Genomic DNA, 17,240 nt, shown 5'->3' on the forward strand with positions numbered 1-17,240 from the left:
GCAGCCAGGGCTTCCCTCTCTTTGAGCCGGTATCATTCCTTCGTGTCCTTATCAATACGTGTGTCTTTCTTAATCTCCTATGTATTATAAATTGTTCAATCCAAAAAATCAACACGATCGCGTTTCCTTTTTTTTAAACCGACAGCCTTAAATAGACAGGCTGCCGGCCCTCATCCTTCCGAGTGCTTCACCGGTATTTCTGCATCTGTAAAAGCATGCAGCGGGAGCATTTCCACTCTCTCTTGAAATACGTTTTGAATGGTCCTTGCCATCATGTGCTCGGGCTGGTCGGTATAAAGCACGACTTCATCAGGCGCAATGGAAATCAGCGGCGCGAGCAAATGAGAATCAATATACATAGGATGATCCCGGACAAATCTCCTGTCTATGTATTTCATTTTTTCCCGTTCCGGCACATAGCGCAGCTCCCATAATGTAAAGGAACCATCATGGACAATATGCACTTTTTTGATTCGCGGCTGTTTGGCGTTTACATAGTCTCTGAGTGTTTGAATAAAGTTTTGATATTCCTGTTCCATCTTATATTCATCAATCGCTGCTTCTGTAATATCTCTCAGCTGCTTATAGTATGATCCAAGTCGGAAGGTCTGAAAGGAGCGAATGTAAAATACTCCTTCCTCTAAACAGATCGTTTGGAGTTCATCCAAAATAGATTGTTTCCGTGAAAGCTTCAGCGGCTCAAACGGAAGATCGGCTGCTTCACCTTCAATAATACTGTGTGCGAGCTGAAGGATTTGCTGCTGTTCATCCTGGTCCGTGAAACAATAAGTTTCCTCAATCAATGACAGCATATGCTCGTCTTCTTTGCATTCCAAAAAAAATTTGACCAGAATCGGCTCCATAAAACGCTGAATAGGAAAAGCCGGATTCGCTTTTTCAATCCCGATTTTTCGTATGCCTTCACGGACAATGATATTGTTCCGATCGTCCGAATGCTGAATGAGATGTAAAAAAGCGGCTGTATCATGGTCATCTTCAAAGATTATTTCAAGCATGTTTGTCCCCCCTTACGGCATCTGTTACAAGTATATGGGGGATGTTTTTAAAATAGACGTAAAGGTCACTGGCAAATCTTAATTTGATTCTTGGAACAAGTTTTGCATTTTCTTTCTGAAGATGAACGGCAGTGAGATAAACACGATATACAAAGCGAGCACCATAAAGAAAGCGGGCAGATTGCCAGCCAAAAAGCTCGCACCCAGCACATTAAGCGCAATCGTCCCAGGGATGATTCCCACAGCCGTTGCGGCAAAATACGGCAGCGCTTTGACATTGGAAAGGCCTGCCGCATAGCTGACGAAATCAAAATTGATCGGCAGGATTCTCAAAAGAAAGATATAGAAAAATCCGTTATCCTCCATTTGCTTCTGTATTGCTTCAAGCCTTTCGTAATGCCCGTGCTTTTTCGCCGCAAACAAACCGGCCGCAAAAAACGAAACAGCTGAAGCGCACATCGAACCGAATAACGTATAAAGCGTGCCGAGAAGCGGGCCAAACGCAAGTCCGCCAGCTATTGAAATAACAGACACCGGAAATAAAACAAGTGGCCTGACGATGGATATCCCGATAAACATCAGAGGTGCAAAGACTCCGAACGACAATACCCATACCCTGATTTCTTTCGGCGATACATTCAAATACGTTTTATTTCCCCAATAGAGTAAACCAGCACCTGCAAGCACTGCCAGCCATTTGACAGCCGTTTTTCGTTTCATACCCTCAGTTCCTTCCCCTTTGAACCGCAGCAATTATGGATGTCGGCGGTTTTCTCCGTCAAGGCGGATCGGAGCAGCCAAATATAATATCCGCTCCATTAATCTTGCCGCTTTTACTTCTTCCTTTTCCCCCCTTTGCGAATACGTAAAATGATGCTTCAGCTCGTCAGGTGAGAAATTAGAAGAAAAGAAAGTAGGCAGCTGCTGGGACATTCTGTGCTGAAGCACCGTTCCGATGACTTCATCCCTTACCCAGCTTGTCATTGATTCTGCTCCGATGTCATCAAGCATCAATACGGGTGTGGTCTTTACCATATTGAGCTTCTCTTCCAATGTCTGGTCTTGCAGCGAATTTTTAAGCTCTCTCACAAATTCAGGCACATAGACAATCATGGAGGAGTACTCTTTTTCCGCCAGCTCATTGGCAATTGCAGCGAGCATAAACGTTTTTCCTACCCCAAATTTCCCGTATAAATATAATCCTTTCCCTTTTCCCGTCTCATTATAGCTTTTCAGGAAGTCTGTAACATGCTGAAACATCGCGAGCCTGCTCGGGTCACTGATATCAACTTGCTGGAACGTCGCTCCGAGAAGATCCTGCTGGATATACATGCTTTTCATAAGAGACTTTTGTTTCTTCTGCTGGTCGAGCTTCCGTTTGACTGGACATTCATAATACTCGATATCAATAGACCGTCCATTGACAACAAGCTTTGGATGGTAGCCCTCCAACAAATTGTTGCAGTTTTCATCTTCCGAACAATAGGAGCAATTCTTGCTTTGTTCGATATATTCATAAAGCTTATTTAAGCTCTTTTCGATCATTTTTTGGTCAATCACTTCTTCGTTTTCCTTCAAAAATGCTTGAACATCTTGATCTTTCATGACTTTTTCCTTCATTTGTTCAAGACGTTTTTGGAAATCCGGCCTGCCGGTTACGCCCTGCAGGGAACGGCCGATTGGTTCCATCTATTCCTTCACCCCGCATCTCTGTCTTTAATAGGCAGAGTATTTTTTCAGTTTTTGCATTTCTTCCATCATCTTTTTCTTCTGTTCTTCCAAATCCTGCGGATGCAGCTTCTGCTGTCCGGATTCTGAGTCAGACGCTGTTTCCTTTTCTGTCATCCAATCAGGAAGCTTTTCTTCACGAATCACTTTTTGGTTTCGTTTCGAAGACTTTGTTTTTCCTTCAGCCCATTCAAGATACTGGCGGTTTTCTTCTATTGCGAGCTTCATCGCTTCCCTGACCGTTTTTACCTTTTTGCGTGCCCAATGCGAAGCGATTTTTTGGATATAGTTTTTCGACAGCTTCATGTCGGTTTTCAGCATGACATAATAAATTAACACATTTGTGACGCCTGGCTCGAGCTTCTGTTCGAACATAATTTCTTCTATGATCTTCAGATCAGCTTTTGACGGCTCTGTTCCGTCAGCAATGTCCTGCAGAAGCTTCTTCGGGGAAATCGCCTCCAGCAATGCAATCAGCTTCCCATCCAGAGAATCCTCTTCTGCCGGTTTTTCGCCTTCACGCAGATGCACCGGCTGTGTTTTTTCCACCAAATCGGGCAGCTGTCCGTTTCTTTCAATTTGATACCAGTCGCTCGCCGCTTTTCTTAATGCCTCCGTCGTAATGACGTCACGCTCATCAATTGCGCTCATCACAACGTTTTGCATTTGCAAAGGGTCAATTCCGTACAGATAAGAAAGCTTTTTGATTGTGTCCCGCACCTGCTGGGTCATCGCTTTTCTCGGTATCATCGTCTCAGAAAGTCCCGCTAAAAACAAATCAAAATCAAACACATCCTCCGTTATGGTGTAGGACGGAGACTGTCCGACAGAAGTATACTCGGACCCCTCGGCAAGCCTTACCGTTTCCTCCATATCGGATGTGAGCTTCCATTCACTCGGCTGCAGCGATTCAAACGCATGATTAAACGGACGCGTAATGTCCTTCGCATCTTCTGAAATGGCCGGGTGCGTAAAAAATTGTTTTAATTGCTGATATTTCGTTTTTCCGACCCTATTATACAGAAAAACATTCAGCATTCCGTCTTCAAAAAATTCATTTGGTCTGAGCGGCGGAAGGAGTTCATATATAAAGAGGCGCTCCTGCCGCTCGGATTCTTTCATATATACTTTCAGCAATCCGATGCCCTCGAGCTTCCCCTGTTCCTGATGGATCGTTTTTAAGTTGGACTGTGTCATCCCCATCAGCTGTCTATGTGTGGACTCTCCGCCCCACAGACGGTTTTGTTCAAGCTCTCCCCACAATGTCATATAAAGAGAGAATGCAACAGGGCCGATTAAGGGCTGGTACAGTTGTGTAATAATTTGTCTGTCAATATCCTGCAGCATCGATCTGCTTTTAACCACATACGGGTCTACAGGCAGTACATCTTTCCAATAGTCAGCCATACATTCTCAAACCTTCCGAATTTGTTTCTACCTTTCATTTTACACCGTTTCTTATATCTATCAAATGCCAATTTTGCACATGAGAAAAGAGCTAGAAGAATCCTCTTAGCTCTTTTAACGCTCTTTCTTTATTAAGTCTTTTAATTCATCGATAAAGACGTTTATATCTTTAAACTGCCGATAGACGGACGCGAACCGCACATATGCGACTTCGTCAATCTTAGCCAGCCGGTCCATGACCATTTCTCCGACGAGCTCACTCTTCACCTCGGAGCAGCCTTGATTGCGAAGCTCTTTTTCAATATCAAAGCACATGTCTTCAAGCGTTTTGAGTGAAACAGGCCTTTTTTCACATGCTTTTATGAGGCCGCGCAGCATTTTTTCTCTGCTGAATTCCTCACGCACACCTTCTTTTTTCACGACGATGAGCGGGGTTTCCTCCACTTTCTCAAAGGTCGTAAACCGGTAGTGGCAGGATTCGCACTCGCGTCTTCGGCGAATCGACTTTCCGTCATCCACAGGCCGTGAATCAAGGACTCGTGTTCCGTTATGCTGGCATGAAGGACATTTCAATAAAATCAGCTCCCAACTATATCGTTCCCTGCAATGTATTTTCGGCAGCCTCCGCCTTTTAAAAATAGATGTGACAGCATCTGTCGGGAGAGCCGTTGTTAAATTTGTTTCTATAGCATTAGGTGGTTTGTGAAAATCTCCTTCTTATTTTACAAAAAAAATGAAAAAAGAAAAAGCTGACACTCTCGTTTCTTTATAAAAATAAAAGGAGCATAAGCTAAAAAGCGCATAATGGCTTTCTAGCTTCAGCTCCCTTTGTGTTCGCAATTTACTTTATAGTACTTTCGCTTGCGCCTGTTTAATTTGCACAGGCCCCATTCCTCTTGGTATTTCAATGTTTTCTCTTGTATCAGCATGTAATGCCTCTGCAATGTAATCAGCAGCGACATTAGGATCTAAGTCTCCACAAGTATAAACATCAATGCTCGCATATCCGTGCTCAGGAAAACTGTGAATCGTTAAGTGTGATTCAGAAATAATCACAACTCCGCTTACGCCTTGCGGTGCAAATTTGTGAAATGCAACCTCGCGCACCTCAGCACCTGATTTTAGAGCAGCATTTACAAACGTTTTTTCAATAAAATCCATGTCATTCAGCTTATCAAAATCGCATCCCCATAGCTCGGAGATAACGTGACGCCCCATTGTTTCCATAGTCATGGACCCCCCTTAACAAGAATTAAAAAGTGAAATTCCAACAACTGGGTCGGCCATTTACCACGGGGGAAAGTTAGTCCGGAGAGGTCCTAACCCTTTAAGTAATTCCGAAACAGTCTCAAGCAAGAAGTTCACGAAAAATAGTATACTGTGTTTAAGTCTAATTTGCAAGGTGCGTTTTTTCAGAAATATGCTGTTAAGGGTTTTTTCTTTAAAATGTGTCCATGACCTTATTTTATACAGCAGACGGATGTTTCATTCGTGCCGCTACATGGCGGATCAGATCAACAACTCTGCAGGAGTAGCCCCATTCGTTGTCATACCACGCCAGCACCTTTACTTTCCTGTCTTCCATTACCATTGTTGTAAGCCCGTCAATGACCGCTGAATGAGGATTCGTATTATAATCAGTCGAAACAAGCGGTTCATCTGAGTAATCAAGTACACCGTACATCGACGTTTTGGCAGCGCGTTTATATGCCTCGTTTACTTCTTCAGCCGTAACATCCGTTTTCAGATCAACAACGAGATCAACCAATGAGACGTTCGGAACAGGGACACGCAAGGCGAGGCCGTGAAGTTTTCCTTTCAAATGCGGCAGCACAAGTGAAAGCGCCTTTGCCGCTCCTGTTGTCGTCGGAATGATGGATTCACCGCAAGCCCGCGCCCGGCGCAAATCTTTGTGCGGGTTATCAATATTTTTTTGGTCATTCGTATACGCATGAACTGTAGTCATCAGACCGCTCTCAATGCCAAACTCTTCATCCAGCACTTTTACAACAGGCGCAAGGCAATTTGTCGTGCATGACGCATTTGAAATAATGACATGGCGCTCAGCGTCGAATTGGTCCTCATTTACGCCCATCACAATGGTAACGTCTTCATTTTTTCCCGGAGCGGTCAAAATCACTTTTTTTGCACCTGCTTCTATATGGCCCATCGCTTTATCTTTAGCATTAAACTTCCCTGTTGCTTCGACGACTATGTCAATATCATATTCCCGCCAAGGCAGCTGTTTTGGATCACGGCTGTTTAACAAAAGCACTTTCTTTCCATTTACGATCAGGCTGTCTTCACCAGCCACAACCTCTTTGTCGTATCTGCCGTGAATTGTGTCATACTTTATTAAATGAGCCAGCGTTTCTGCGGAATAGCTGGCGTTAATGGCCACTACTTGAATTTGATCGTCTAACATCGCTTTTCTAAAAACCATTCTTCCGATTCTTCCAAACCCGTTGATCGCTACTTTTACCTTCATGTTGGACACCCCTTATCAATTATGCCATCCTAATTTGTTACTATCTAAAATTAGTATAACACATTAAAACAAATTCGCCAGTACATATTGATAAAAATCAACGATTATAACGCTAATTTATGATGCATCTTATGTTTTCTTGCACAGAATATCAGGCGTAAGAACCAAAAAGCAGCCAGCGCTCCGCACTGACTGCCCTCATGCTTTATGATTCCTGTTTTAACTTATCATTGAGCACACTTTCTTCTAGCACAGAAAATGTATCCCCGTACACTCTGTTAATATGATTCGCTCCCCAAGCACACAGCATATCTAAAATCCCTTCTAAGCTGCGGCCGTATTCGCTGAGCTCATATTCCACTTTGGGAGGAACTTGATTATATACGATTCGGTTAATGACACCGTCCGCTTCCAGCTCGCGCAGCTGCTGAGTCAGCATTTTTTGCGTGATATTGGGCATTAGGCGTTTTAATTCGCTTGTGCGTTTTTTTCCGTGCGTCAAATGGCATAAAATGACGCATTTCCATTTCCCTCCAATCACTTCAAGAGTCGCTTCAACAGAAATGTTATATTTTTTCTTCTCCATACAATCCATTCTCCTCACAGGCACCAAAAAGTGACTATAGCACTTCAAAGTACGTACTTTTATTTCTTAACGATATGTTTCATAATCACATTTGCCGGCTGATTTGAATCTGCTCTTTTTTATTTATATAGCTTACTCGGCAGAATTTCAATCATACAACACATCTTACAAAGGAGGAACATCATGACTTCAGCCAAAAGCAGTATTCCTGCACTACTGGCTTTGGCCGTAAGTGCATTCGCAATAGGGACAACTGAATTTATCAGTGTCGGCCTTTTGCCGCTCATTGCTGATGACCTGCATATTCCAGTCACGACAGCAGGATTAACCGTTTCCCTTTATGCGCTCGGCGTTACATTTGGGGCACCTATATTAACTTCATTGACCTCAAGCATGTCGCGTAAGACACTATTGCTTTGGATCATGTTTATTTTTATTGCCGGTAATACGATGGCAGCAACCGCTTCAAGCATCGGGATTTTACTAGCAGCACGTGTGATATCGGCATTTTCGCACGGTGTGTTTATGTCGATCGGTTCGACAATCGCAGCGGATATTGTCCCGGAAGATAAAAGGGCTAGCGCGATTTCAATTATGTTTACCGGCCTCACTGTGGCAACTGTAACCGGAGTTCCTTTTGGGACATTTATCGGCCAGCAGTTCGGCTGGCGTTTCGCCTTTATGGTCATTATCGCCGTCGGAATCATTGCTTTCATTACAAATGGCATTCTTGTACCGTCCAAGTTACGAAAAGGGACGAAAACAACGATGCGGGATCAATTGAAGCTTGTGACAAACAGCCGGTTATTGCTTTTATTTGTCATTACAGCGCTTGGATACGGAGGAACATTCGTTGTGTTCACGTATCTGTCTCCCCTGCTTCAGGAAGTAACAGGCTTCAAAGCCGGGACTGTTGCAGTGATTCTGCTCGGATACGGAATAGCTATTGCTATCGGCAATATGATTGGCGGAAAGCTGTCAAACCGAAATCCGATTGCCGCTTTATTCTATATGTTTATCGTACAAGCAATTGTTCTATTCGTACTGACATTTACAGCCCCGTATCAAACAGCAGGGCTCATTACCATTCTCTGTATGGGATTGCTGGCTTTTATGAACGTGCCCGGCCTTCAGGTGTATGTCGTCATGCTGGCTGAGCGTTTTGTCCCGAGTGCAGTTGACGTCGCATCCGCGATGAATATCGCTGCCTTTAATGCAGGAATCGCGCTTGGGTCATACCTTGGCGGTGTGATCACCGATTCAATCGGATTGATTCATACCGCTTGGATAGGCGGATTAATGGTGGTCGGTGCAGTCATTTTAACAGGCTGGAGCCGCTTAATGGAAAAACGAGATCGGCAGGAAGCCTGACAATTTTAAAGGAGGAAATGAACATGACAACACATTTACAAGCAAAAGCAACACTTCATAATGGGGTAGAAATGCCTTGGTTCGGCCTCGGCGTGTTCCAAGTGGAAGAAGGATCTGAACTGGTAAACGCAGTTAAAACTGCCATTGTTCACGGGTACCGCAGTATTGATACTGCAGCTATCTATGGAAATGAAGCTGGCGTTGGAGAAGGGATTCGGGAAGGCATTGAAGAAGCAGGCATTTCAAGAGAGGATCTGTTTATCACATCGAAAGTATGGAATGCGGATTTAGGCTACGAAGAAACACTCGCCGCGTTTGAAACAAGCCTATCCAAACTCGGTCTGGATTATTTGGATCTATACCTCATCCACTGGCCTGTAGAAGGAAAGTATAAAGAAGCTTGGAGAGCGCTTGAAACGCTGTATAAAGAAGGCCGTATCAAAGCGATTGGCGTAAGCAACTTCCAAATTCACCATCTTGAAGATCTGATGACGGCAGCTGAAATTAAGCCTATGATTAACCAAGTGGAATTTCACCCGCGCCTCACACAAAAAGAGTTGATAAGATACTGCCAAAATCAGGGCATCCAGATGGAGGCTTGGTCACCTTTAATGCAGGGGCAGCTGCTGGATCATCCTGTATTGGCTGACATCGCTCAAACATATAACAAATCTGTCGCACAAATTATCTTGCGCTGGGATCTGCAGCATGGCATTATAACGATTCCTAAATCAACGAAGGAACACCGCATTAAAGAAAATGCAAGCGTATTTGACTTTGAATTAACGCAGGATGACATGAACCGAATCGATGCACTGAATGAAAACTTGCGCGTCGGTCCTGATCCGGACAACTTTGATTTTTAATGGCAAAAAAACACCGTTCAATATGAACGGTGTTTTTTGTATTATGCCCAGTTGTTCATGATTTCATCAAGCTGCCTTTTGGTCTCTTCAAGCGTGCCGCTGTTATCGATGACTTGATCTGCTCTTGCTGTTTTTTCCTCTAAGGGCATTTGAGAGCGGATACGGCTGACTGCTTCTTCTTCCGTCAGCTGATTGCGCTTCATCAGACGTTCCAGTTGAAGCTCTTTTGTCACACTGACCACGATAATTTTATCAACCAATGATTCCAATTTGCTTTCGAACAATAGCGGGATATCCAATACAACAAATGCCTCCCGATTTGCAACGGCTTCATCACGGCGATTGAGCATTTCCTGCCTGACTGCGGGATGAACAATTGCATTTAAAGCGAGACGCTTTTGTTCATTTGTAAATACCAGCGCTCCAAGCTTTTTTCGATCTATATCGCCATTTGAGAGCAGTATGTCTTCACCGAATTCGTCAATGATTTGCCGGTAGGCCGGCATCCCTTTTTCTACCGCTTGTTTTGCAATGATATCTGCATCTATAACTGTTATTCCTTTTTCAATCAGCATATTGGCTACCGTGCTTTTGCCGCTAGCTATTCCTCCCGTTAAACCAATGACTAAGGTCAAGAGATCCACTCCTTTTTACAATTTCCAGAGCCCAATCGTGATTAATAGAAGCCCCGGCAAAAACGCCATTTTATCGATCCATTTCCACTTAGACAGAAAATGGCCGGCATTGATTCCAATTGATACAAACAGCGAGCTCATGATTGCCACGGCGATGCTCATCACAATCGGTGAAAAACCGAGAATGGCTGCGCCTATACCTGCTCCAAAGGCATCAATCGATAAGGCAAATCCCAATAAGACCGCCTCAATTCCATTGATCACACCCGATTTGTCGATATCCGCACTCATGGGTTTTCTCAAAATATGAATCACAATTCCTAATGACCGAACCTCTAAATTAAGCAGTGTTTTTTCATGCAAGAGGTATTCTTTATCTTTTGCCGGTTTGAAGAATTGGTACAGAACCCACGCACCGATTCCAACCAATATCAAACCGCCAAGCTTCTCCGTCACATATACAGGAACAAACTTCGTGAGAAAGCTTCCGATCAGCATGGATATAAACATGACAGCACCGGAACAGCAGGCGATAACCAAAATCGCTTTAAACGGTATTTTCATTTTTCTCAATCCGTACGTAAATCCGACTGAAAAACTGTCCAAGCTGACAGCCAACGCCAGCAGCAGTATAGAAACCATTTGCATATCCGTTTCTTCCTTTCTGTTGGTGCTCTTGTATCAGATGTGAAATGCCCGGGATTCATCACAATCATATATATGGGAAAGTGAAAAATCCGTGTTTCGAAAATGGCATCCTCCATTACAGAGTTACTGATATATGCACCGACAGCTTGGACGATGAAGCATTATGCTACTTTTTTTTCTGGCACTTTGCGCAAAAATGCGTGCCTCTTCCTCCAACGACAATTTTCGAAATCATCGTTCCGCAATTTTTGCATGGCTCGTCTTTTTTTCCGTACACAAAATGCTGCAGCTGGAACATTCCGATTTCCCCTTGGGAGTTGATATATGAACGGACTGTGCTTCCGCCCGCATCAATCGCCTCCTGCAGAGTGTTTTTGATTTCAGCGTGAAGGGTTTTGATTGTTTTATCTGATAATTGATTTGCTTTTATCTCGGGATGAACACCCGCTCTGAAAAGAGCCTCATCCACATAAATGTTTCCTAGTCCAACTACCGTTTTTTGATCCAGTAGGGCAGTTTTGACAGCGCGGTTTGTTTTCGCAAGCCGTTCTTTTAAATACGCACTCGTAAATTCTTCTGCATCCGGCTCCGGCCCTAACTGAGAAAGCGGGAGCTCGCCCGCTTCTTCTCCCGGTTTAAATAAGTGCATGGTTCCAAATTTCCGCACATCCCTGTACCGGAGCTGGGTTCCATCCGTCATCGTGAATATGACATGCACGTGTTTATCGTCAGGCTCTTCGGCTTGATGAAGACCGTATTTTCCTTCCATTCGAAGGTGAGAAACCATAACATAATGATCTAAATGAAACAGCAAAAACTTTCCCCGTCTTCCGATGGACTGTATCGTTTCTCCTGCTAGTTTTCGCGCAAATTCCTCCGGTTCGGCAGGCCGTTTGATGATATTCGGCCATCTGATCTCTACCGATTTGATTGTTTTTCCCTTTACAAGCCCGGTCAGAGTGCGCCGGACCGTCTCAACCTCTGGTAATTCCGGCACATCCATCACTTCCTATCTCTGTTTATTTCGCATCGTACCAAGATGGGCCTGATGCAAAGTCCACCTTTAACGGCACATCTAATGCAAGCGCATGCTCCATCACTTCAGGAACAAGCTTTTCAAGAATTTCAATTTCTTCCTTTGGCGCCTCAAAAATCAATTCATCGTGTACTTGAAGCAGAAGCCTTGCTTTCAACTGTTTTTCTTTCAGCTTGGCAGCCATGTCAATCATGGCTTTTTTGATAATATCAGCGGCGCTTCCTTGAATCGGCGTATTCATGGCCGTCCGCTCCGCAAAACTTCGGATATTAAAGTTCCGGCTTGTCAGCTCAGGGATGTAGCGGCGGCGATGCATAAGGGTTGTTACGTATCCTTTTTGTTTCGCTTCCTGTACTGAATCTTCCATGTACGCTTTTACGCCTTGGAAGCTTTCCAGATAGCGGTCGATAAATGCTCCCGCTTCCTTCCGAGTAATGCCGAGGTTCTGTGACAGACCGTAATCGCTGATCCCGTAAACAATGCCAAAGTTGACCGCTTTCGCCTGGCGTCTCATCGCAGATGTCACTTCATCCTTAGCGACATGGAACACATCCATTGCCGTTTTCGTGTGAATATCCATATCATTTGTAAAAGCTTCGATCAGATTTTCATCCTTTGAAATATGGGCAAGCACCCGCAGCTCGATTTGTGAATAATCGGCTGCAAAAATGAGCCAGTCTTTTTCAGACGGCACAAAAGCTTGGCGAATTTTCCGGCCTTCCTCAAGCCTGATCGGAATGTTTTGCAGGTTCGGATCAGTCGAGCTGAGACGGCCAGTTTGCGTTAAGGCCTGGTTAAATCGCGTGTGCACTTTATGCGAATCCGGTCTCGTCACCTTTAAAAGCCCTTCGATATATGTTGATTGAAGCTTGCCAATTTGTCTGTACTGTAAAATATAGTCGACAATATCATGCTTGTCAGCCAGCTTTTCAAGCACATCGGCAGACGTAGAATAGCCTGTTTTCGTTTTCTTTACGACAGGAAGGCCGATCTTTTCAAATAAGATGACGCCTAGCTGTTTCGGAGAATTGATGTTAAACGGCTCTCCCGCAATCTCATGGATTTTTTCTTCATATTCCTTCAGCTTCGCACCCAGTTCTTCACCCATCCGTTTTAAACGGTCAACATCGACCTTGACGCCAGTTGATTCCATTTCGCCAAGAATAAGCGCAAGAGGCATTTCCAGCTCTTCAAACAGTTCAAGCTGGTCGTTGTTTTCCAGCTCCTGAACGAGCTTTTCCCGAAGGCTTTGAATTGCTAACGCTTTTCGGCCAAGGTGCTCAGACAGTACGTCTTCTGACGGCACTGCCCGTTTTGCTCCTTTTCCATAAACTGATTCATCACTTGAAACGATATGCAGGCCGTAATCCTTAGCCACACTCGCAACGTCGTCATATGAATTGCCCGGGTTGATGATATAAGCCGCAAGGAGCGTATCAAACTCGGCTCCTTTCAGCTCAATGCCCTGCCAGCGCAAAGCGACAACAGCCCGCTTGCTGTCGAAGACCCATTTCTTCTGCTCGTCATTTTCCACCCATTCTTTAAACACCTCAGACTCAACGGCAATGTCTTTCGGAATGAAATAAGCTCCCGTTTCATTTACGATCGAAAATCCGAGGATCGGCTCTTCATGATAATTATCGCCAATCTGTTCAACGACAAATGCGGATGGAGAAACCAATATATCGCTTGTCACGTCTGTGACTGTTTTGACATTAATGTCTTCCAACGATTGATCCTGTTCTGCTTCTGCACTGTCTTCTCCAAGCCGTTCAAGAAGCGTGTTGAAGCCAAGATCTTTAAAGATGGCAATGACCTGTTCACGATTAAAGCCTTGATATTCCAGGCCGGAAACAGATACCTCAATCGGAGCATCCGTCATAATTGTCGCAAGCTCCTTGCTCATCAATGCCTGATCCTTAAACTCCTCAAGCTTTTCCTTCAATTTCTTTCCGCTCACCTCGTCAATGGACTCCAGCAGCTTTTCAACGGAATCAAATTGTTTTAAAAGCTTAATCGCAGTCTTTTCTCCGACGCCGGGCACACCCGGAATATTATCTGAGGAATCGCCCATCAGACCCTTCATGTCAATGATTTGTTCAGGCGTAAGCCCATATTTCTCTTTGACATGCTCCGGTGTGTAAAATTCAACATCGGTAATTCCCTTTCTCGTAATGGCAACTGTCGTTTTGTCCGTTGCCAGCTGGGTTAAATCCTTATCCCCTGAGAAAACCTTTACTTCAAATCCGTCTTTTTCAGCCGATTTGGCCAGTGTGCCGATAATATCATCCGCTTCATATTGTTCCAGTTCATAGCGGCTGATCTGGTAGGCATCCAGCAGCTCGCGGATAAACGGCATTTGTTCGGAAAGCTCAGGCGGGGTTTTCTGTCTGCCGCCTTTATATTCTTTAAATGTGCCGTGACGAAATGTTGTTTTCCCGGCATCAAACGCAACCAGCATGTGCGTCGGTTTTTCATCCTCAAGCATTTTCATCAAAATCATCGCAAAGCCGTATACAGCATTCGTATGAACACCTTTATCATTGCTTAACAGCGGCAATGCAAAAAACGCCCGGTAAGCCAGACTGTTTCCGTCTACAAGCACTAATTTTTTTCGTTCCGTCATTCAATTTCCTCCTAAGAAGCCTCAGGCTTCCATTCATCTCTTACATAGTCATTAGCTCCTCTTATTTTAACAAAGTTCAATTTGAAAGGAAAATACGTGAACTATAAGAGAAGACACAAAAAAGGACGGGAACACAAATAGGTTCCCGCCGTCAAAATTGGCTCCTTGGATGAAGGGGTTCTACTACATCCTACCAGCATAGGTTTAACAGTGCATGAAGATATTGTTAAACCTTTGTAAACATTAGGCGGACTTTTCAGCGGCCCGTTTCAGCGTCACGGTAAAGACAGTTCCCCGTCCAGGCTCGCTTGTGACATCAATTTTCCCTTCATGAGCCTCTATTAAATGCTTGACAATCGCAAGGCCCAGCCCGGTTCCGCCCGAATTCCTGCTTCTGTCTTTATCTACGCGGTAAAAGCGTTCAAAGATGCGCGGAATTTCTTCTTTCTGAATTCCGATTCCAGAATCGGCAACCTCAATCTGAATGTCTTTTTCTCTGGGCTTTACATTGATAGCCACGGAGCCCCCCTCAGGCGTGTAGGTTAACGCATTGTTTACGAGATTAAGAAATACCTGTTTCAGCCTGTACGGGTCACCAGATACATATTGAGGGTCTTTCGGGACATTCAGGTGCAAGGAGATGCCTTTCTCATCCGCCTTATGCTTCAGAAGCGTTTCAATCTCAACAAGCATTTTGGCCGGCTCAAACGTTTCGATACTGAGCGTGAAATTTTGCTGCTCGATTTTTGAGAGATCGAGCAAATCCTGAACCAAAGACTGAAGCCTTTCGCTTTCCTTAAGAATAATAGAGAGAAATTCAGAAAGCGCCTCTTTGTCTTCCATCGCCCCATCCAATAACGTCTCCGTAAACCCTTTTATGGACGTAATCGGTGTTTTCAGCTCATGAGAAACATTGGCCACAAAATCCTTCCTCATCTGCTCTAATTTCTTCGTTTCCGTCATGTCATGGAAAACAAGCACAATTCCTTTCCATTCATCGTCCGGCCCCATAATCGGAACGCCGTCCACTTCAAAATAACGCCGTTCTATTTTGATCGGCAGTCTTAACAGCTTGCATTTCTTTGTCTCCGTCATAAAAATGTCTTCGACAAGCTGGATCACTTCTTCATGTTCAAATGCATCGTGATAAAGACGGCGCAGCATATGATTCGGATTGATATGAAACTGCTTGGCGTAAGATCTGTTTACGAGATTAATAAAGCCTCTTCCGTCGATCATAATCAGCCCGGAGCCAATGTTTTCAATGACTGTCAGCAGCCGATCCCGCTGCATTTCCTGCGTTCGCGTCATTTCCATCAGATCAATGGCAAGGCTGTTCATCGCATGTCCTAGCTTATCAGAACGCCTAATATAGCCGCCGTACGTCCGTGCATCGTAGTTGCCCTTAGAGAGTTCTGTGGCTACATTTGTCGCTGACTCAATTGACCTTTTATAACGTGAGGTCATGCTGGAATAAAAATAAACAATGACGATAAATGCGGTACAAAGACTGGCCGTCAGCATCCCCCACAATTCGCCTTTTAAGCCGTCGCTTTTTTCAGAGGCGGAAAGCAGCACATATCCTGTTTTTTCACCTTCGCTTCTAAGTGAAAGTCCGTAATAAAGCTTGTTATCTGTTGTTGACAGAATACCCTCATGGCCAGAAACAAGCGCCTGCACCTTTTGGGAATCAGCCGATCTCCCGTTTGACCCATACAGCACCTTGCCGTCTGTATCAATAACGGATGCGCTCACATCAAGCGCGCCGCCTGCATCTTTAATGATTTTCTCATTTGCTTGATTATTCAGATTGCCGGCATCAAGAAGCGAAGCCAAGTATTTTGCTTCTTTTTCAATGTGTTCCTCTGCTTTCCTTTGATCAGATGTTTCAAAAAGCTGCTGTAAAAACAGCCCGAGGACACAAAACACCAGAATCATACAGACAACGAATACAGAAAAAAGGCGCACACGGTATTTATTCATTCATTTTTGGCTCCTCCAGTTTATACCCCAATCCCCTAATCGTTTTAATGTAGATCGGTTTTTTGGTATTGTTTTCAATTTTGTCGCGAAGATGGCTGATGTGCACATCAACAATTCTCGTATCTCCGGCAAAATCATAATTCCAGACTGCGCTCAGCAGCAGGTCTCTTGTCAGAACTCTGCCTTTATGTCTGCCTAAATAGAGCAGCAGTTCGAATTCTTTCGGTGTCAGTTCAAGCTGACTTTCTTTAAAGTACGCTTCATAATGATCAGGCAGGATTTTCAGATCGCCGATTACGATCTGGCCTTCCATTTCATCGTTCTTCATCTCACTAGAGGGCGCAGCTATTTCCGAACGCCTTAAAATCGCTTTGACTCTCGCATTTACTTCCCTTGGACTGAACGGCTTGGTCATATAATCATCAGCACCGAGCTCCAGCCCTAATACTTTGTCGAATTCCTCATCCTTCGCTGTCAGCATTAAAATGGGAAACATCAGTTTTTGCTGTCTCAGCTGCTTGCATACTTCGATTCCGTCCAATTTTGGAAGCATCACATCAAGCACAATCAAATCAGGCTTCTCTGTTTCCGCTTTTTTGAGTGCTTCTTCCCCATCCGAGGCGGTAATGACATCATAGCCTGACCGTTCCAAATTGTACTGTAAAAGAGTAACAATAGATTCTTCATCATCCACAACTAAAATTTTCTTGTTCATGCTGTGCCTCCAGTATTATAATTCCCCGACATCCTATTTCTCTATTTTATGTCATCTTAACATGTTTCATGATTTTATTTTAGCGAAAGCAGGACATTCCGACAATTCGCCTTTTACATCATTTTTAAAAGAAAT

General features: G+C 44.1%; 16 protein-coding genes. 2 read left to right on the plus strand and 14 right to left on the minus strand.

Annotation, left to right across the window (positions count from 1 at the left end; all coding sequences use genetic code 11):
* Positions 1-170: 170 nt before the first annotated feature.
* The 8 genes from ytxC to MHI44_RS05100 form a co-directional block, all read right to left on the minus strand.
* Positions 171-1,016 carry a putative sporulation protein YtxC gene (gene ytxC, locus MHI44_RS05065; RefSeq protein WP_213420126.1) on the minus strand — a complete coding sequence of 282 codons (846 nt, stop codon included), beginning with the start codon at positions 1,014-1,016 and terminating at the stop codon, positions 171-173.
* 78 nt (positions 1,017-1,094) lie between these two features.
* Complete coding sequence (locus MHI44_RS05070; RefSeq protein WP_335388746.1) at positions 1,095-1,736, minus strand: TVP38/TMEM64 family protein; 642 nt, start codon at positions 1,734-1,736, stop codon at positions 1,095-1,097.
* 33 nt (positions 1,737-1,769) lie between these two features.
* Positions 1,770-2,705 carry a primosomal protein DnaI gene (gene dnaI, locus MHI44_RS05075; RefSeq protein WP_014480531.1) on the minus strand — a complete coding sequence of 312 codons (936 nt, stop codon included), beginning with the start codon at positions 2,703-2,705 and terminating at the stop codon, positions 1,770-1,772.
* A gap of 27 nt (positions 2,706-2,732) precedes the next feature.
* Positions 2,733-4,151 carry a replication initiation membrane attachment protein DnaB gene (dnaB, locus tag MHI44_RS05080; RefSeq protein WP_015251489.1) on the minus strand — a complete coding sequence of 473 codons (1,419 nt, stop codon included), beginning with the start codon at positions 4,149-4,151 and terminating at the stop codon, positions 2,733-2,735.
* Positions 4,152-4,265: 114 nt separating this feature from the next.
* Entirely contained in the window at positions 4,266-4,724 is a 459-nt protein-coding gene (nrdR, locus tag MHI44_RS05085) for a transcriptional regulator NrdR (RefSeq protein WP_003223586.1), read from the minus strand.
* Between the two features lie 273 nt (positions 4,725-4,997).
* Complete coding sequence (speD, locus tag MHI44_RS05090; RefSeq protein WP_003223584.1) at positions 4,998-5,378, minus strand: adenosylmethionine decarboxylase; 381 nt, start codon at positions 5,376-5,378, stop codon at positions 4,998-5,000.
* A gap of 238 nt (positions 5,379-5,616) precedes the next feature.
* Positions 5,617-6,639 (minus strand): glyceraldehyde-3-phosphate dehydrogenase, encoded by a 1,023-nt coding sequence (locus tag MHI44_RS05095; protein WP_317680541.1) that lies wholly within the window; start codon positions 6,637-6,639, stop codon positions 5,617-5,619.
* Positions 6,640-6,844: 205 nt separating this feature from the next.
* On the minus strand, positions 6,845-7,225 hold the full coding sequence (locus tag MHI44_RS05100) for a winged helix-turn-helix transcriptional regulator (RefSeq protein ID WP_003229458.1): 381 nt from the start codon (positions 7,223-7,225) through the stop codon (positions 6,845-6,847).
* Positions 7,226-7,408: 183 nt separating this feature from the next.
* Between MHI44_RS05100 and MHI44_RS05105 the strand changes: the two genes are divergently transcribed.
* Both MHI44_RS05105 and ytbE read left to right on the plus strand, forming a co-directional pair.
* A complete protein-coding gene (locus MHI44_RS05105; protein WP_015251485.1) occupies positions 7,409-8,596 on the plus strand; it encodes an MFS transporter in 1,188 nt (395 codons plus the stop codon).
* A gap of 23 nt (positions 8,597-8,619) precedes the next feature.
* The gene (gene ytbE, locus MHI44_RS05110; RefSeq protein WP_003229455.1) at positions 8,620-9,462 is read left to right on the plus strand and encodes an aldo/keto reductase YtbE; all 843 of its coding nucleotides are present in this window, start codon (positions 8,620-8,622) and stop codon (positions 9,460-9,462) included.
* Between the two features lie 41 nt (positions 9,463-9,503).
* Here ytbE and coaE read toward each other — a convergent pair whose 3' ends face one another.
* From coaE to phoP, 6 genes are all read right to left on the minus strand, one after another.
* On the minus strand, positions 9,504-10,097 hold the full coding sequence (gene coaE, locus MHI44_RS05115; RefSeq protein WP_339203032.1) for a dephospho-CoA kinase: 594 nt from the start codon (positions 10,095-10,097) through the stop codon (positions 9,504-9,506).
* Positions 10,098-10,112: 15 nt separating this feature from the next.
* A complete protein-coding gene (ytaF, locus tag MHI44_RS05120) occupies positions 10,113-10,745 on the minus strand; it encodes a sporulation membrane protein YtaF (RefSeq protein ID WP_019712904.1) in 633 nt (210 codons plus the stop codon).
* Between the two features lie 166 nt (positions 10,746-10,911).
* The gene (gene mutM / locus MHI44_RS05125) at positions 10,912-11,742 is read right to left on the minus strand and encodes a DNA-formamidopyrimidine glycosylase (RefSeq protein ID WP_019712903.1); all 831 of its coding nucleotides are present in this window, start codon (positions 11,740-11,742) and stop codon (positions 10,912-10,914) included.
* A 22-nt stretch (positions 11,743-11,764) separates the two neighbouring features.
* On the minus strand, positions 11,765-14,407 hold the full coding sequence (polA, locus tag MHI44_RS05130; protein ID WP_004398870.1) for a DNA polymerase I: 2,643 nt from the start codon (positions 14,405-14,407) through the stop codon (positions 11,765-11,767).
* A 243-nt stretch (positions 14,408-14,650) separates the two neighbouring features.
* On the minus strand, positions 14,651-16,390 hold the full coding sequence (phoR, locus tag MHI44_RS05135) for a sensory box histidine kinase PhoR (RefSeq protein ID WP_014480538.1): 1,740 nt from the start codon (positions 16,388-16,390) through the stop codon (positions 14,651-14,653).
* Positions 16,383-17,105 carry a two-component system response regulator PhoP gene (gene phoP / locus MHI44_RS05140; RefSeq protein WP_003229442.1) on the minus strand — a complete coding sequence of 241 codons (723 nt, stop codon included), beginning with the start codon at positions 17,103-17,105 and terminating at the stop codon, positions 16,383-16,385. Before phoP ends, phoR begins: the two co-directional genes overlap by 8 nt.
* Positions 17,106-17,240: the final 135 nt, after the last annotated feature.

Origin of the sequence: Bacillus sp. FSL K6-1366 (assembly GCF_037976695.1) — a bacterium.
GTDB lineage: Bacteria > Bacillota > Bacilli > Bacillales > Bacillaceae > Bacillus > Bacillus subtilis.

Excerpts from the sequence above, each read along its gene's own strand:
- ytxC (WP_213420126.1), bottom strand. The coding sequence starts at position 1,016 with ATGCTTGAAATAATCTTTGAAGATGACCATGATACAGCCGCTTTTTTA.
- MHI44_RS05070 (WP_335388746.1), bottom strand. The coding sequence starts at position 1,736 with ATGAAACGAAAAACGGCTGTCAAATGGCTGGCAGTGCTTGCAGGTGCT.
- dnaI (WP_014480531.1), bottom strand. The coding sequence starts at position 2,705 with ATGGAACCAATCGGCCGTTCCCTGCAGGGCGTAACCGGCAGGCCGGAT.
- dnaB (WP_015251489.1), bottom strand. The coding sequence starts at position 4,151 with ATGGCTGACTATTGGAAAGATGTACTGCCTGTAGACCCGTATGTGGTT.
- speD (WP_003223584.1), bottom strand. The coding sequence starts at position 5,378 with ATGGAAACAATGGGGCGTCACGTTATCTCCGAGCTATGGGGATGCGAT.
- MHI44_RS05095 (WP_317680541.1), bottom strand. The coding sequence starts at position 6,639 with ATGAAGGTAAAAGTAGCGATCAACGGGTTTGGAAGAATCGGAAGAATG.
- MHI44_RS05100 (WP_003229458.1), bottom strand. The coding sequence starts at position 7,225 with ATGGAGAAGAAAAAATATAACATTTCTGTTGAAGCGACTCTTGAAGTG.
- MHI44_RS05105 (WP_015251485.1), top strand. The coding sequence starts at position 7,409 with ATGACTTCAGCCAAAAGCAGTATTCCTGCACTACTGGCTTTGGCCGTA.
- ytbE (WP_003229455.1), top strand. The coding sequence starts at position 8,620 with ATGACAACACATTTACAAGCAAAAGCAACACTTCATAATGGGGTAGAA.
- ytaF (WP_019712904.1), bottom strand. The coding sequence starts at position 10,745 with ATGCAAATGGTTTCTATACTGCTGCTGGCGTTGGCTGTCAGCTTGGAC.
- polA (WP_004398870.1), bottom strand. The coding sequence starts at position 14,407 with ATGACGGAACGAAAAAAATTAGTGCTTGTAGACGGAAACAGTCTGGCT.
- phoR (WP_014480538.1), bottom strand. The coding sequence starts at position 16,390 with ATGAATAAATACCGTGTGCGCCTTTTTTCTGTATTCGTTGTCTGTATG.
- phoP (WP_003229442.1), bottom strand. The coding sequence starts at position 17,105 with ATGAACAAGAAAATTTTAGTTGTGGATGATGAAGAATCTATTGTTACT.